General features: G+C 71.5%; 10 protein-coding genes. 8 read left to right on the top strand and 2 right to left on the bottom strand.

The genetic code is table 11. The annotated features are described in order from the left end of the window. Positions 1-55 precede the first annotated feature (55 nt). Complete coding sequence (gene adhE / locus ACTOQ1_RS00050) at positions 56-2,671, bottom strand: bifunctional acetaldehyde-CoA/alcohol dehydrogenase (RefSeq protein ID WP_440063445.1); 2,616 nt, start codon at positions 2,669-2,671, stop codon at positions 56-58. 272 nt (positions 2,672-2,943) lie between these two features. On the opposite strand from adhE, the gene gap reads away from it, so the two are divergent. Beyond that, on the top strand, positions 2,944-3,939 hold the full coding sequence (gene gap / locus ACTOQ1_RS00045; protein ID WP_440063443.1) for a type I glyceraldehyde-3-phosphate dehydrogenase: 996 nt from the start codon (positions 2,944-2,946) through the stop codon (positions 3,937-3,939). 193 nt (positions 3,940-4,132) lie between these two features. Here the strand turns inward: gap and ACTOQ1_RS00040 are convergent, their stop codons facing one another. Beyond that, a complete protein-coding gene (locus tag ACTOQ1_RS00040; RefSeq protein ID WP_440063441.1) occupies positions 4,133-5,086 on the bottom strand; it encodes an Acg family FMN-binding oxidoreductase in 954 nt (317 codons plus the stop codon). 303 nt (positions 5,087-5,389) lie between these two features. On the opposite strand from ACTOQ1_RS00040, the gene ACTOQ1_RS00035 reads away from it, so the two are divergent. The 7 genes from ACTOQ1_RS00035 to ACTOQ1_RS00005 all read left to right on the top strand — a co-directional run. Beyond that, positions 5,390-6,250, top strand: coding sequence for a universal stress protein (locus ACTOQ1_RS00035; protein ID WP_440063439.1), 861 nt, complete (start codon positions 5,390-5,392; stop codon positions 6,248-6,250). A gap of 281 nt (positions 6,251-6,531) precedes the next feature. Next, positions 6,532-7,425 (top strand): ABC transporter ATP-binding protein, encoded by an 894-nt coding sequence (locus ACTOQ1_RS00030; protein WP_440063437.1) that lies wholly within the window; start codon positions 6,532-6,534, stop codon positions 7,423-7,425. Further along, a complete protein-coding gene (locus tag ACTOQ1_RS00025; protein ID WP_440063435.1) occupies positions 7,422-8,963 on the top strand; it encodes an ABC transporter permease in 1,542 nt (513 codons plus the stop codon). The genes ACTOQ1_RS00030 and ACTOQ1_RS00025 overlap by 4 nt, the downstream gene beginning before the upstream one ends. Before the next feature lie 193 nt (positions 8,964-9,156). Further along, positions 9,157-9,813, top strand: a complete 657-nt coding sequence (locus ACTOQ1_RS00020) for a CBS domain-containing protein (RefSeq protein ID WP_440063434.1) — start codon at positions 9,157-9,159, stop codon at positions 9,811-9,813. Between the two features lie 180 nt (positions 9,814-9,993). Continuing rightward, positions 9,994-12,255 carry a formate C-acetyltransferase gene (pflB, locus tag ACTOQ1_RS00015; protein ID WP_440063432.1) on the top strand — a complete coding sequence of 754 codons (2,262 nt, stop codon included), beginning with the start codon at positions 9,994-9,996 and terminating at the stop codon, positions 12,253-12,255. Next, entirely contained in the window at positions 12,252-13,022 is a 771-nt protein-coding gene (gene pflA, locus ACTOQ1_RS00010; protein WP_440063430.1) for a pyruvate formate-lyase-activating protein, read from the top strand. Before pflB ends, pflA begins: the two co-directional genes overlap by 4 nt. A gap of 234 nt (positions 13,023-13,256) precedes the next feature. Then, positions 13,257-15,133: phosphoketolase family protein (locus ACTOQ1_RS00005; protein WP_440063429.1), on the top strand; the 1,877-nt coding region annotated here is incomplete at its 3' end.

The following is a 15,133-nucleotide window of genomic DNA, read 5'->3' as shown; positions in this document are numbered from 1 at the left end:
GGCCTCCATCCGGTGGGAGTGGTGTCGCGGACGTGGACGGGGTAGGCGTTCATGATCAGGTCTCCACAGCGGGGGGAATGGCGCCGTAGTAGGCGGCGCGCATCAGGTCCTGCATGTCGTCGAGCATCGGCATGCGCGGGTTGGCCGGGGCGCACTGGTCCTCGTAGGCGTTGCGGGCCTGGCCGGGCAGCCGGTCAAGGAAGGCGCCCTCGGGGACGCCGGCGGCCTGGAAGGACGCCTCGATCCCCGCTGCCTCGCGCAGCCGTTCGACGGCGGCGGCCAGGGACTCCACGCCGGCGGCGGGGGAGTCTGCGGGCAGGCCGAGGGAGCGGGCGATCTCCTGGAAGCGCTCGGGGGCGCGGTAGTGCTCGTACTTGGGCCAGCCCGACAGCTTGGCCGGGATCGTGCCGTTGTAGCGGATGACGTGCGGCAGCAGGATGGCGTTGGTCCGGCCGTGGGCCACGTGGAAGGTCGCGCCCAGGGTGTGGGACATGGCGTGCACGATGCCCAGGAAGGCGTTGCCGAAGGCCATCCCGGCGATGGTGCCGGCGTTGTGCATGCGCTCGCGGGCCTCCGGGTCGGCGGCGCCGTGCCGTACGGCCCGCTCCAGGTTGGCGAAGATCAGTTTGATCGCGTGCAGGGCCAGGCCGTCGGTGAAGTCACTGGCGTAGACCGACACGTACGCCTCGATGGCGTGGGTCAGGGCGTCGAAGCCGCTGTCGGCGGTGACCGCCGGCGGCAGGTCCGCGGCCAGGACGGGGTCGACGATGGCGACGCCGGGGGTGAGCGCGTAGTCGGCCAGCGGGTACTTCTTGCCGGTGGCGGTGTCGGTGATCACCGCGAACGGGGTGACCTCGGCGCCGGTGCCCGACGTCGTCGGTACGCACACCAGTTGCGCCAGCTCGCCCAGCGGCGGGAACTTGAAGGCGCGCTTGCGGATGTCGAAGAACTTCTGCCTCATGTCGTCGAAGACGACCTCGGGGTGCTCGTAGCGCAGCCACATCACCTTGGCGGCGTCCATCGCCGACCCGCCGCCCAGCGCGATGATGGTGTCGGGCCGGAAGGCGCGCATCAGCTCGGCGCCGCGGTCGACGGTGGCCACGCTGGGCTCGGGCTCGACGTCGTCGATGATCTGCAGCGCCACCCGCTCGGGGCGGCGGCCCAGCACGGTGATGATCCGGTCGACGTAGCCCAGGCGGGTCATGGTCGGGTCGGTCACGATGGTCACCCGGTGGACGCCGGGCATGTCGACCAGGTAGCGGATGGCGTGCGGTTCGAAGTAGATCTTGGCCGGCACCTTGAACCACTGCAGGTTGTTGGTGCGCCGCCCGATCCGCTTGATGTTGAGCAGATCCACGGCCGAGACGTTGTGGGAGACGGAGTTGCGGCCGTAGCTGCCGCAACCCAGGGTCAGCGACGGGACGAACGCGTTGTACATGTCGCCGATGCCGCCCTGGGAGGAGGGGGCGTTCCAGATGATCCGCACCGCCTTGACCCGCATGCCGAACTCCTCGGCCAGCGCCTCGTCGCGGGTGTGGATCGCCGCGCTGTGCCCCAGACCGCCGAACTCGACCATGCGCTCGGCCAGGACGATGCCCTCCTCGCGACTGCCGGCACGCAGTACGGCCAGCACCGGGCACAGCTTCTCCCTGGTCAGCGGCTCGGCGGGGCCGACCTCGGCGACCTCGGCGAGGATCACCGAGGTGCCAGGGGCCACGGCGAACCCGGCCCGCTCGGCGATCCAGGCCGCAGAGCGGCCCACCACCTCGGGGTTGAGCCGGGCGCCGGTGCCGAACAGCAGGTCCTCCAGCTTGCGCTTCTCCTCGGCCGTGGCCCGATGGGCGTGCAGGGCGGCGAACTGAGCCAGCACCGGCTCGTACACGGCCGTGTCGATGACGGCCGCCTGCTCCGAGGCGCAGATCATGCCGTTGTCGAAGGACTTCGACAACACGATGTCGTTGACGGCCCGGCGCAGGTCGGCGGTGCTCTCGATGTAGGCGGGGACGTTGCCCGGACCGACCCCGAGCGCGGGCTTGCCGGCCGAGTAGGCGGCCCGGACCATGCCGCCGCCACCGGTGGCCAGGATCGTGGAGACCCCCTCGTGGTGCATCAGCGCGGTGGTGGCCGGCAGCGAGGGCTGCTCGATCCACTGCACGCACGCCTCGGGCGCGCCGGCGGCCACGGCCGCGTCGCGCACCACCGCCGCCGCCGCCACGCTGCACTCCTGAGCGGAGGGGTGGAAGGCGAACACGATGGGGTTGCGGGTCTTCAGCGCGATCAGCGCCTTGAAGATCGTGGTGGAGGTGGGGTTGGTGACCGGGGTGATCCCGCAGATCACGCCCACCGGCTCGGCGACCTCCACCAGGCCGCTGATGTCGTCGCGCGCGATCACCCCGACGGTCTTGAGGGTGGCCATGTCGTTGGTGACGTGCTCGCAGGCGAAGAGGTTCTTGACGGCCTTGTCCTCGAACACCCCGCGTCCGGTCTCCCGCACGGCCAGGTCGGCCAGCTCGGCGTGCTCGTCGAGGGCGGCCACGGAGGCCTTCTTCACGATGTGGTCGATCTGCTCCTGCCCGAAGGAGGCGTACTCCTCCAGGGCCTTGAGGGCGTTGCCGACCAGGGAATCGATCGTCTCGGCGACGGTGCGGGCGGGGACGGCCTGCTCGGCCATGCGGATCACCTCGGGCGGGTCGTGTCGCGGTTGTCACCTTCAGGATCACGACCCGCCGCGCTTTCCGCCCGAGCGCTTCGGCCCCACTTGCGGGGCACAAAGTCCTTCCCCGGCATGCGCGGGTCCCGGTCCCGGTCGCGGTCGCGGGGTCCGAAGTCCTCCGGGAACGGGCCGATCGACCCTGCCCGGGCGCGCGGCCGAGCGGTCGGATGGGAGCAGGAGACCCCTCGCGGCCGACGCGGGGCTCACCCGGCATCGAGGCGGAGGAACCAATGAAGATCGGTATCAACGGGTTCGGCAGGATCGGCAGGGCGGCGCTGCGCAAGGCCCTGCCCATGGGGCTGGAGGTCGTGGCGATCAACGACGTCACCGACACCGGCACGCTGGCGCACCTGCTCAGGCACGACTCCACCTACGGCACCTTCGACCTGCCGGTCATGACCTCACCCGCCGGCCTGGTCGTCGGCGAGCACGAGATCGCCGTCACCGCGCACCGCGACCCGGCCGACATCGACTGGGCCGGGTACGGGGTCGACCTGGTCATCGAGTCCACCGGCAGGTTCCGCACCCGCGACGACGCGGCCCGTCACCTCAAGGCGGGCGCGTCCAAGGTGCTCATCTCCGCTCCCGGCAAGGGCGTGGACGCCACCATCGTGCCGGGCGTCAACGACGCCGCCTACGACCCGGTGCGGCACCAGATCGTCTCGCTGGCCTCGTGCACCACCAACTGCGTCGCCCCGATGATCAAGGTGCTGCACGAGGAGTTCGGCATCGTGAAGGGCTTCATGACCACCATCCACGCCTACACCGGCGACCAGATGCTGCTGGACGGCCCGCACAAGGATCCGCGCCGCGCCCGCTCGGCCGCCGTCAACATCGTGCCCACCACCACCGGCGCGGCCCGCATGGTCGGCCAGGTGCTGCCGGAGCTGGCCGGAAGGCTGGACGGCGTGGCCATCAGGGTGCCGGTGGAGGACGGCTCGCTGACCGACCTGGCCGTCGTCCTGTCCCGCGAGGCGACCGCCGAGGAGGTCAACGAGGCCTTCGCCGCCGCGGCCGCCGGGCCGCTGCGCGGCATCCTGCGCCACAGCACCGACCCGCTGGTCTCCCGCGACATCATCGGCGACCCGGCCTCCTGCGTCTTCGACTCGGCGCTGACCCAGGCCCACGGGGAACTGGTGAAGGTCTTCGGCTGGTACGACAACGAAGGGGGCTACGCCGGCCGCCTGGTGGAGATGGCCCAGCGCATCGGCGCCGAGTTCGGCTGAGCCGGGCCGGTGCGTGCCGTGGAAAGGAGAGCGTGACGGGCCTGGCCCAGCCAGGCCCGTCTTCGTGTCTTCGTGCCGCCACGCCGGTCGGCCGGCCACACCGACCAGGCCACACCGACCAGGCCGATCGCGACCGACCGGGCCGATCGCGCGGCGATCCTCTGTGGCGATGGTCAGCGATGGTCAGTGGTGGTCAGTGGTGTCCGTCCAGCAGCTCCGCCGGGGGGCGGCGCGGTGCGCGCGGTACGGCGAGGCCGTACCCCAGCCTGATGATCATCTGAGGGTGCCCGCGCCGGTGGCGGGGGTCGGTGCGGTGCCGCATGTCGCGCAGGTCCAGCGGCTGGTTGAGGAAGGAGGCGGAGATCCCGTGCAGGGTCGCGGTCAGCAGCACCCGCTGCAACGCCTGGCCGGCCCGCAGCCAGTCGGCCGGGGTGTCGCCGGCGGTGGTCAGCACGGCGAGCTGGGGATGCTTCTCGAAGGGCACGGCCGGCACCTGCTGGCAGAGCTCCCGGGTGGGGGCGGGGTCGCCGGCGCACCGCGGGCCGCGGACGTAGCCGGGCATGCCGTCGAAGCGCGGGCCGCGGATCGTCCAGGCCGCCACCTCGGCCCGGTAGCCGCGGTCCTTGGCCAGCTCGTCCTCGGCGAGGGCGACGTACTCCAGCAGGTCGGCCGAGCGGGCCTCGTTCAGCGGCACCAGCCTGGCACCCTCGCACGCCGCCGCCGCCCGCAGCTCGACCAGGACCGGGGGAGGTACGCGCTCGCCGTCGAAGGGCTCCCGGTTGGTGCGCCGCACCGCCACGGCCGCGTACAGCCGGCGCTCCTGCTCCGACGGCGGGCCGTCGGGGCGGACCCGTACGGTGGCCAGCAGATTCGGCCGCCCGGGGTCGGGGTGCGCGGTGACCAGCGGGAGGTAGGAGCTCTGCCGCACGGCCAGGCGCACGTTCAACAGCGCGGCCCCGCAGCTGACCTGCTGGGAACGTCCGCGCGGATCGCTCACCCGCAGCCGCCGGTCCGGATCGGCCCGTAGCTCCATGAGGTCGTCGGCGACACCGAACCGCCACGGCTGCGTGTTGTGCACCGACGGCGCCAGACCGGCTGCCAGCAGCAGGCGGCGGACACCGAGGTCGGTGGCGAGGGGCGAGTTCATGGCGCACCTCCTTGTTCCAGGCTCCCCGAAGCTCCCGGGACCGGCAGCTCCTGGAACCGACGCTGTCCCATGCCCGCCACGAGCGGGCAGAGCCGCACGTCCCGATCGGCGGGGACCTTGGTCCACCGCGCCGCGCCGGTTCTCCCCGCGCCAGGTGGGCCGGGCCACGCCGCACCACGCCCCCTGCCCTCTGGCCGTCGCGCGCGTGCCGCACCGGTGACCCAAGGCTCAGGGAACTCGGGACCTATGGCCCTTCGGCAACTCGCGGGCACGGCGTGTGATGGAGGAAAACAAGGAGGAATCATGACTCACGTGATCGTCGTGGGGACTGACGGCTCGGCCGCCGGGACCGCCGCCGTGGAATGGGCCGCCGACGACGCCGCCCGCGCCGCCCGGCCGCTGCGCATCGTCTACGCGGTCGATCGCTGGCCGTACCAGATCTCCAAGTTCCCCAACCCGGTCATGGGCGACGTGCTGGAGAGCGGCGCCCGGCGCGTGCTGGCCGAGGCCGAGGAGGTCGCGCGCAAGCGGCAGCCCGACATCGAGGTGACCACCGAGCTGATCGAGGGCACCGCGGTGTCGGTGCTGCGCGCTCAGGCCGAGCACGCCGACGAGCTCGTCGTCGGCGCCCGGGGGCTGGGCGGTTTCGCCGGAGCGGTCATGGGCTCGGTGAGCGTCCACGTCGCCGGGCACGCGCACGGCGCCGTGGTCGTCGTACGGGCCGGGCAGCGGAGCGTTCACGGTCAGATCGTCGTCGGCGTCGACGACTCCCCGGCCTGCGAGCCGGCCCTGGCCTACGCCTTCGCGCAGGCCGCGCTGCGCGGCGCCACCGTGCGCGCCATCCACGCCTGGCAGGCCCCGGTGCACGTCTACGCGCCGGAGATCACCTACGACCTCGACGAGGTCGGCCAGGCCCACCAGCAGGCCGCCGCCGACAGGCTGCGCGGCTGGCAGGAGCGCCACCCCCAGGTGAAGGTGGTCCATGAGGTCGTCTGCGCGCACCCGGTGGACGCCCTCACCCGCGCCTCGGCCGAGGCCGACCTGGTCGTGGTGGGCTCCCACGGCCGCGGTGCCGTCGGCTCGGCGATACTCGGCTCGGTGAGCCGGGCCGTGCTGCTGCACGCCGGCAGCGCCGTCGCCGTCGTCCGTTCCACGACCGATTGAGCGGCCCGGCCCACGCCGGTTCGAACGGCCCGGCCCGTGGTCGGCGGAGCGGATCGCTCCGGCGACCACGGGCCGGGCCGTACCCGGTGGCCGAACAGGCCGGCCGGTCGTTGCCAGGCCCGCGCGTGCGATGGATCGACTCCAGGGCCGCGCGCCACCCCGCCACGGCTGACCGGCCGCCCGCGCGAGAGTATCCGGCAAGGAGCCCGGGGACCAAAGTCCTCGGGTGTGACGTCGCACGCCTCTGACGGGCGCCTGTGGTCTGGACGGATGCTGCGCATATGTCTGCTGTGATCGTTGAAGGACTGCGCAAGAGTTACGGGACCGTCCAGGCGCTGGACGAGGTCGGCTTCACCGTGGCCGAGGGCGAGGTGTTCGCCCTGCTCGGGCCGAACGGCGCGGGCAAGACCACCGCGGTGGAGATCCTGGAGGGACACAGGGGACGCGACGGCGGCTCGGTCTCGGTTCTCGGCTTCGATCCGGCCACCGGCGGCCGCCCCTACCGCGAACGCATCGGCATCGTGCTGCAGGAGGCCGGGTTCGAGGAGGAGTTCAGTGTCGCCGAACTGGTGCGGCTGTTCGCCGGGTTCTACCCCAACCCGCAGGTTCCCGACGAGGTCATCGAGCAGGTCGGGCTCAAGGACAAGCGCGACGCCCGGGTCCGTACCCTGTCCGGCGGCCAGCGCCGACGGCTGGACCTGGCGCTCGGCCTGGTCGGCCGCCCGGAGCTGCTGTTCCTCGACGAGCCCACCACCGGCTTCGACCCGTCGGCCAGGCACCACGCGTGGGAGCTGATCGACGGGCTTCGCGCGAACGGGACCACCATCCTGCTCACCACCCACTACATGGACGAGGCCCAGCACCTGGCCGACCGGGTCGCGGTGCTGCGCGGCGGCAGGCTGCTCGCCGTCGGACCGCCGGAGACCCTGGGCGGCGCGGGGCAGGAGAGCGTGCTGTCGTTCCGGCTTCCCGAGGGCACGGCTGTCGCCGACCTGCCGGCGCTGACCGGCACGATCGAGGCGCACGGGCCGGCGGTAACCGTACGGACCGAGCACTCCGCGCGTGACATGCACACCCTCACCGGGTGGGCGCTGGAGCTGCGGGTGGAGCTGACCTCGCTGACACTGGCCAGGCCGACCCTGGAGGACGTCTACCTGAACCTGGTGGAGTCATGATCACAACGATGGTCCGGCACGAGACCGCCTCCTTCTTCCGCAGCCCTGTCGCGGCCATCTTCACCCTGGCCATGCCGCTGATGATGATGGTGATCATCGGTGCGGCGGTGGGCGACACGCCTGGCGTGATGCAGGTCGTGGTCCCGGCGCTCGCGGTGTTCGGCGTGGCCCAGGCCTGCTTCGGATCGCTGGCCATGCACCTGGCCGACCTGCGCGAGCGCGGCTACCTCAAACGGATGCGCGGCACCCCGGTGCCCGCCTGGGCGGTCATGGCGTCGCTGATCGGGGCGGCGCTCGTCATCGCGCTGGTGGCGCTCGCGCTGATCATGGGTGTGGGGGTGGCCTTCTACGGCGTGCGGCCGGTGTGGCACACGCTGCCGGCACTGCTGGTGACGGTGCTGGTGGGCGCGGCCTGCTTCACCGCGCTCGGGATCGCGCTGGTCTCCCTGGTCAGGAACGCCGCCGCCGTCCAGATGCTGGGCAGCGGGCTGCTGCTGGCGCTCGCCTTCGTCTCCGACGTCATCCTGCACGGCGCCCGGATGCCGGCGTGGCTGGACACCGTCGGCTGGATCTTCCCGCTGCGTCACCTGGCCAACGCCGTGACCACCGACCTCGACCCCCTCACCGGCGGAGCCGGCTTCGAAGGCGGCCACCTGGCCGTGCTGGCCGCATGGGGCATCGGGGGCGCGGCCGTGGCGGTGTGGCTCTTCAGCTGGGAGCGGCCGCAGGAGAGGTCCCGCGCGGTCCCGGCGGCGCGGCGCCGCCCGCTCGGCGCGCGGACCGCCTGGCGACTGGTCGGCGGGCAGGCCGCGCACGCCATCGTCAAGCTGCGTCGCAACCTGTCCACGGCGTTCTTCACCGTCGCCCTGCCCGTGCTGCTCCTGGTGCTCATCTCGCTGGTCTTCGGCGGCGCGAGCGTGGACGGGCTCGGGTTGCCCGCGTTCATGCTGGCCGCGATGACCACCTACACGATCGGCGTGACGGGCTACGTCAACCAGGCGGAGGCCGTCGCCGCGGACAAGGAAGGCGGAGTGCTCAAACGGCTGGCCGGGACCCCGCTTCCGCCGTGGGCCTACCACGCGGGCCGGGCCACCGCCGGGCTGGGGACCACTCTGGTCACGGTGATCGTGCTGGGTGTTCTGAGTGTTCTGCTCTACGACGTGCGGATCACCGCCGGCATGCTGCCGGGCGCGATGCTGGCCGTGGTGCTCGGGCTGGCCTGCTTCACGCTGCTCGGCACCCTGGTCGCCGGTCTCGCGGTCAAGGCCACCACGGCCAACGCGATCACGCTGGGCACCTTCCTGCCCCTGGCCTTCGTCTCCGACGTGTTCGTCATCGGCGGCACCCTGCCGCAGCCGCTGGGCACCATCGGCGACCTGTTCCCGCTCAAGCACCTCTCCCACGCGCTGCGCGCACTTCTCGACCCGGCGGGTCCGGTCTGGCCATGGGCCGATCTGGCCGTCGTGGCCGGGTGGACGACGGCCGCGGCCGCGGCCGTCACCGTGATGAGGGCAAGGACCTGGACGTCATCGAAATGATCGACAAGGTTCGCGACTCCGCCACCGTCACCCGCGTCTTCGGCGAGCCGATCACGCGGGACGGGGTGACCGTCATCCCCGTGGTCCTTTTCTCGCCGCGGTCGGGACCTAAGCCGGTGCGGCCGGTGACGTTCGCCGCTGCCGCGCCCGCCGCGCAGGCGGGAGTGTGGAGGCGGAACCCGAGGAGGAAACCATGTCAATCGAAGTCAAGGACGTCATGGGCCACGTGGCCATCGCGGTGGACCAGGACGCGACGTTCAGCGAGATCGTGCGGGCGATGGGCCGCTACGCCGTGGGCGCGGTCACCGTCATCGACGCCGACCGACGGCCCGTGGGGGTCGTCTCGGAGGACGATCTGCTGCTCAAGGAGACCGACGCCGTACGGCACAGCGTCTCGATCTTCGAGACCAAGAAGGCGCGCGATGAGCACAGGAAGGCGGCAGGGTTCACGGCCGCCGAACTGATGACCTCGCCCGCGATCGTCGTCACCCCGGGAACCCCGGTCAGGGACGCGGCACGGCTGATGCACGACCGACGTATCAAGCAGGTGCCCGTGATCGACGTCATGACCGGCCGCGTCGTCGGCACCCTGCACCAGCGTGACGTGCTGCGCGTCTTCCTGCGCCCGGCCGGCGAGCTGGAGCGGGAGATCATGGCCGCGATCGACGAGCCCGGGGAGTTCACGCTGAGCATCGACCAGGGCGTCGTGACCGTCGGCGGCAGGGTGGAATCCGCCTCGAAGGCCGTTCAGCTGGAGCAGGCCATCAGGGGTGTGGAGGGCGTCGTCGACGTCATCTCCCAGGTGACCCACGAGCGGGACGACATCCTCATCGTTCCCCCGCTGCTGTAGAGGACTTGATGGACGGGACGCCGACAGGCGCGACCCCGTCTCGGGCCTGCCGCCCCAGGGCGCCTGACGGCTCGAGAGCACGAACGGGGACCTTGGTCCCGCGCAGCGGTGACCTCCGGTCGGTGCCCCGGGCCGGAAGAACGGCGAGGCTGGAATCGGACGACGGCACGAGGAGCTCACATGACGACCGTACGGATGGCGGAGCAGCTGGAAGACCTGGCGGCCTGGCGAGGCTTCCACGGGACGGCCTGGCGCGAGCGGGTGGACGTGCGTGACTTCATCCAGGCCAACTACACGCCCTACGAGGACGACGAGTCGTTCCTGACCGGGCCGACCGAGCGCACGCGGGCGGTGTGGGGGAAGGTGTCGGGGATGTTCCCCGAGGAGCGGCGGCGCGGGATCCACGACGTCGACACCGCCACCCCCTCCTCGATCACCTCGCACGGGCCCGGCTACATCGACGCCGAGCGTGAACTGATCGTCGGCCTGCAGACCGACGCGCCGCTGAAGCGGGCCATCATGCCGGCCGGAGGGCTGCGGATGGTGGAGACCGGGCTGGCCGCCTACGGCCACACCCTGGACCCGCGCGTGCGGGAGATCTTCACCGCGTACCGCAAGACGCACAACGACGGCGTGTTCGACGCCTACACCCCGCAGATCCGCGCGGCCCGGCGCAGCGGGGTCATCACCGGGCTGCCCGACTCCTACGGGCGGGGCCGCATCATCGGTGACTACCGGCGGGTCGCCCTGTACGGCGTGGACCGGCTGGTCGAGGCAAAGCGGGCCGACCTGGCCGGGCTGGAGGACGCCACCGCCACCGACGCGGTCATCCGCGACCGCGAGGAGTTGTCCGAGCAGCTCCGCGCGCTGGCCGAACTGAAGCAGATGGCCGCCTCCTACGGCCACGACATCTCGGACCCTGCCGCCACCGCCCGCCAGGCCGTCCAATGGACGTACTTCGCCTACCTGGCCGCGGTCAAGGAGCAGAACGGCGCGGCCATGTCGCTGGGCCGTACCTCCACCTTCCTGGACATCTACCTGCAGCGGGACCTGGACGAGGGCCGGATCACCGAGCAGGACGCCCAGGAGCTGATCGACGACTTCGTCATCAAGCTGCGCATCGTGCGCTTCCTGCGCACCCCCGAGTACGACCAGCTGTTCTCCGGCGACCCGACCTGGGTGACCGAGTCCATCGGCGGCATGGGGGCCGACGGCCGCACGCTGGTGACCCGCACCAGCTACCGCTACCTGCAGACCCTGCGCAACCTGGGCCCGGCCCCCGAGCCGAACCTGACCGTGTTCTGGTCGCTGCGCCTGCCCAGGCCGTTCAAGCGGTTCTGCGCACGCCTGTCGATCGAGACCAGCGCCCTGCAGTACGAGAGCGACGACCTGATGCGCCCGCGCCTCGGTGACGACACCGCCATCGCCTGCTGCGTCTCGGCCGCCCCCGTGGGCCGGCAGATGCAGTTCTTCGGCGCCCGGGTCAACCTGGCCAAGACGCTGCTGTACGCCGTCAACGGCGGCCGCGACGAGATGACCGGCGAGCAGGTCGGCCCCGCCCACCCGGCCCTGACCGGGGAGTATCTGGACTACGAGCAGACCATGGCCGCCCTCGACCGCATGATGGACTGGCTGGCGGCCACCTATGTCAACGCGCTCAACATCATCCACTACATGCACGACAAGTACGCCTACGAGCGCATCGAGATGGCCCTGCACGACTACCCGGTCAGGCGCACCCTGGCCTGCGGCATCGCGGGGCTGTCAGTGGCCGTCGACAGCCTGTCGGCCATCAAGCACGCCCGCGTGCGGGTGATCCGCGACGAGCGCGACCTGGCCGTGGACTACGAGATCGAGGGCGACTTCCCCGCCTACGGCAACAACGACGACCGCGCCGACGCCATCGCCGTCGACCTGGTGACCCGCTTCATGACCAAGGTCCGGCAGACCCCTGCCTACCGCGACGCCGAGCACACCCAGTCGGTGCTGACCATCACCTCCAACGTCGTGTACGGCAGGCACACCGGCAACACCCCCGACGGCCGCCGCTCGGGCGAGCCGTTCGCCCCCGGCGCCAACCCGATGAACGGCCGCGACCGCCGCGGCCTGGTCGCCTCCGCCCTGTCGGTCGCCAAGATCCCCTACGACCAGGCGCTGGACGGCATCTCGCTGACCAACACCGTCACCCCCGAGGGGCTGGGCCGCACCGAGCGGGAGCGGGTGGACAACCTGGTCGGCGTGCTGGACGGCTACGTCGACGCGGCCGGGTTCCACATGAACGTCAACGTGCTCACCCGGGCCGTGCTGGAAGAGGCGATGGAGCACCCGGAGCGCTACCCGCAGCTCACCATCAGGGTGTCCGGCTACGCCGTCAACTTCGTCCGGCTGACCCGCGAGCAGCAGCGGGATGTCATCGGCCGTACCTTCCACGGTGAGTTGTGAACGCACGCGACCGGGTGTCGCGCCAGGCACGGCCGGTGCCCGGTACCGGGGTGATCGAGTCCTGGGACGTCTCGGTCGGGGTGGACGGCCCCGGTACCCGCTTCACCCTGTTCACCTGCGGCTGCCCGCTGCGCTGCCTGTACTGCCACAACCCCGAGACCTGGCGGATGCGTGACGGGCGGCGGGTCACCGTCGACGAGGTCATGGACGAGATCGGCGAGTACCGGCACTTCATCGAGGCCGCGGGCGGCGGGGTGACCGTCAGCGGCGGCGAACCGCTGCTGCAGGCCGACTTCACCGCCGAGGTGCTGCACCGCTGCCACGAGCTCGGCCTGCACACCGCGCTGGACACCTCGGGGCTGCTCGGCGAGCGCGCCACCGACGCCATGCTCGCCGACACCGACCTGGTCCTGCTGGACATCAAGTCCTTCAACCCGGCCGCCTACCGCCGCCTCACCGACGGCCCGCTGGCCCCCACCCTGCGCTTCGCCAAGCGGCTGGCCGAGCTCGAGCGCCCCACGTGGGTGCGCTTCGTCCTGGTCCCCGGGCTCACCGACGACCCCGAGGACATCGACGGGCTGGCCTGGTTCGTGGCCGGCCTGGACAACGTCGAGCGCGTCGACGTCCTGCCCCACCACCGCCTGACCGCCGCCAAGTACCGGCGGCTGGGCCGGCCGTATCCCCTGGCCGGCGTCGCACCCCCTGACCGGGTGCTGCTGGACCGCGTCCACGCGCGGTTCCGCTTCCACGGCGTCCCCGGCTTCTGAGGAGACCTCACCACGGGAGGAGCCCGCGGGCTTCGAGGAGACTTCACCACGGGGAGGAGTCCGCGCGGCCCTCCCGCCGCGGCGGGCTCCGACTCGATGCGGTCAGGCCGGCGCGCGTCCGGCACGGCCACGCGAACACGCGAACCGTGTCTCCGACGCCAACCGCCCTCCGTCGCACAGGGTGGGGACCAAGGTCCCTACCCGATCACCGGAGCTGGAGGGAGGGTTAGGCACATGGACCGACTTGAGCGCATCGACGCCTACTGGCGTGCCGCCAACTACCTGGCCGTGGGACAGATCTACCTGATGGACAACCCGCTGCTGACCGAGCCGTTGCGCCCCGAGCACATCAAACCGCGCCTGCTCGGGCACTGGGGCACCACTCCCGGCCTGAACTTCTGCTTCGCCCACCTCAACCGGATCATCACGGAACGCTCTCAGGACATGATCTACATCGCCGGTCCCGGCCACGGCGGTCCGGCCGCCGTGGCACACGCCTGGCTGGAGGGATCCTATTCGGAGCTCTACCCGCTGGTGTCGCAGGACGCGGCCGGCATGCGGCGGTTGTTCCGCCAGTTCTCCTTCCCCGGCGGCATCCCCAGCCACGTCGCCCCCGAGACGCCCGGCTCGATCCACGAGGGCGGCGAGCTGGGCTACTCCCTGGCCCACGCCTACGGCGCCGCCTTCGACAACCCCGGCCTCGTCGTGGCCTGCGTCATCGGCGACGGCGAGGCGGAGACCGGGCCGCTGGCGGCGAGCTGGCACTCCAACAAGTTCCTCGACCCGGCGCGTGACGGCGCGGTGCTGCCGATCCTGCACCTGAACGGCTACAAGATCGCCAACCCGACCGTGCTCGCCCGCATCCCCGAAGACGAGCTGGTCAAGCTCATGGAGGGGTACGGCTACCACCCGTACGTGGTCGGCCCCTCGCACGAGGAGATGGCCGCCACGCTGGACGTCGTCTTCGACCGGATCGCCTCCCGCTCCCGCGGCGACAGGCCGCCGATGATCATCCTGCGGACGCCGAAGGGCTGGACCGGGCCGCGATTCGTGGACGGACTGCCGGTGGAGGGCACCTGGCGCTCACATCAGGTGCCGCTGTCGGGAGTGCGGGAGAACCCCGAGCACCTGGCCATGCTGGAGGAGTGGATGCGCTCCTACCGGCCGCAGGAACTGTTCGACGCCGAAGGCCGCCCCTCACCCGCCATCCTGGCGACGGTGCCCGAGGGGGAACGCAGGATGAGCGCGAGCCCGCACACCAACGGCGGCACGCTGCTGCAACCGCTACGCCTGCCCGACTTCCGCGACCACGCGGTGGAGGTCAAGGCCGCCGCCGCGCAGTCGACCGAGCCCACCAGGGTGCTGGGCGCCTTCCTGCGCGACGTCATCACCGCCAACCCCGACACCTTCCGGCTGATGGGCCCCGACGAGACCGCCTCCAACCGGCTGCAGGCGGTCTTCGAGGTCACCGACCGGGCCTGGAACGCCGTCCTGCAGGACGACGACGACCACCTCGCGCCGGGCGGCCGCGTCATGGAGGTGCTCAGCGAGCACCTGTGCCAGGGCTGGCTGGAGGGCTACCTGCTGACCGGCCGCCACGGCCTGTTCAACTGCTACGAGGCGTTCATCCACATCATCGACGCCATGTTCAACCAGCACGCCAAGTGGCTGGAGACCTCGAAGGGGATCCCGTGGCGGCGCCCGGTCGCCTCGCTCAACTATCTGCTCTCCTCGCACGTGTGGCGCCAGGACCACAACGGCTTCAGCCACCAGGACCCCGGATTCCTGGATGTCGTGGTCAACAAGAAGGCCTCCGTGGTGCGGGTGTACCTGCCGCCGGACGCCAACACCCTGCTCTCCGTCGCCGACCACTGCCTGCGCTCCCGCGACTACGTCAACGTCATCGTGGCCGGCAAGCAGCCGGTGCTGGACCTGTTCACCATGGACGAGGCGATCGCGCACTGCACCCGCGGGCTGGGCATCATCGACTGGGCCTCCAACGACTCCGGTGACAAGCCCGACGTCGTCATGGCCTGCGCCGGGGACGTGCCCACCCTGGAGACGCTGGCGGCGGCCGCGCTGCTCCGCGAGCACCTGCCCTCGTTGAAGGT

The sequence above is a fragment of the Streptosporangium sp. OZ121 genome, assembly GCF_051918885.1.
GTDB lineage: Bacteria > Actinomycetota > Actinomycetes > Streptosporangiales > Streptosporangiaceae > Streptosporangium.
Note: the sequence above shows the minus strand (reverse complement) of the source record. Positions and strands in the feature narration are given on the sequence as shown.

What these genes read in the sequence shown, in the direction of transcription:
- adhE (WP_440063445.1), bottom strand. Translation starts at nt 2,671, where the DNA reads ATGGCCGAGCAGGCCGTCCCCGCCCGCACCGTCGCCGAGACGATCGAT.
- ACTOQ1_RS00025 (WP_440063435.1), top strand. Translation starts at nt 7,422, where the DNA reads ATGATCACAACGATGGTCCGGCACGAGACCGCCTCCTTCTTCCGCAGC.
- gap (WP_440063443.1), top strand. Translation starts at nt 2,944, where the DNA reads ATGAAGATCGGTATCAACGGGTTCGGCAGGATCGGCAGGGCGGCGCTG.
- ACTOQ1_RS00020 (WP_440063434.1), top strand. Translation starts at nt 9,157, where the DNA reads ATGTCAATCGAAGTCAAGGACGTCATGGGCCACGTGGCCATCGCGGTG.
- ACTOQ1_RS00040 (WP_440063441.1), bottom strand. Translation starts at nt 5,086, where the DNA reads ATGAACTCGCCCCTCGCCACCGACCTCGGTGTCCGCCGCCTGCTGCTG.
- ACTOQ1_RS00030 (WP_440063437.1), top strand. Translation starts at nt 6,532, where the DNA reads ATGTCTGCTGTGATCGTTGAAGGACTGCGCAAGAGTTACGGGACCGTC.
- ACTOQ1_RS00035 (WP_440063439.1), top strand. Translation starts at nt 5,390, where the DNA reads ATGACTCACGTGATCGTCGTGGGGACTGACGGCTCGGCCGCCGGGACC.
- pflB (WP_440063432.1), top strand. Translation starts at nt 9,994, where the DNA reads ATGACGACCGTACGGATGGCGGAGCAGCTGGAAGACCTGGCGGCCTGG.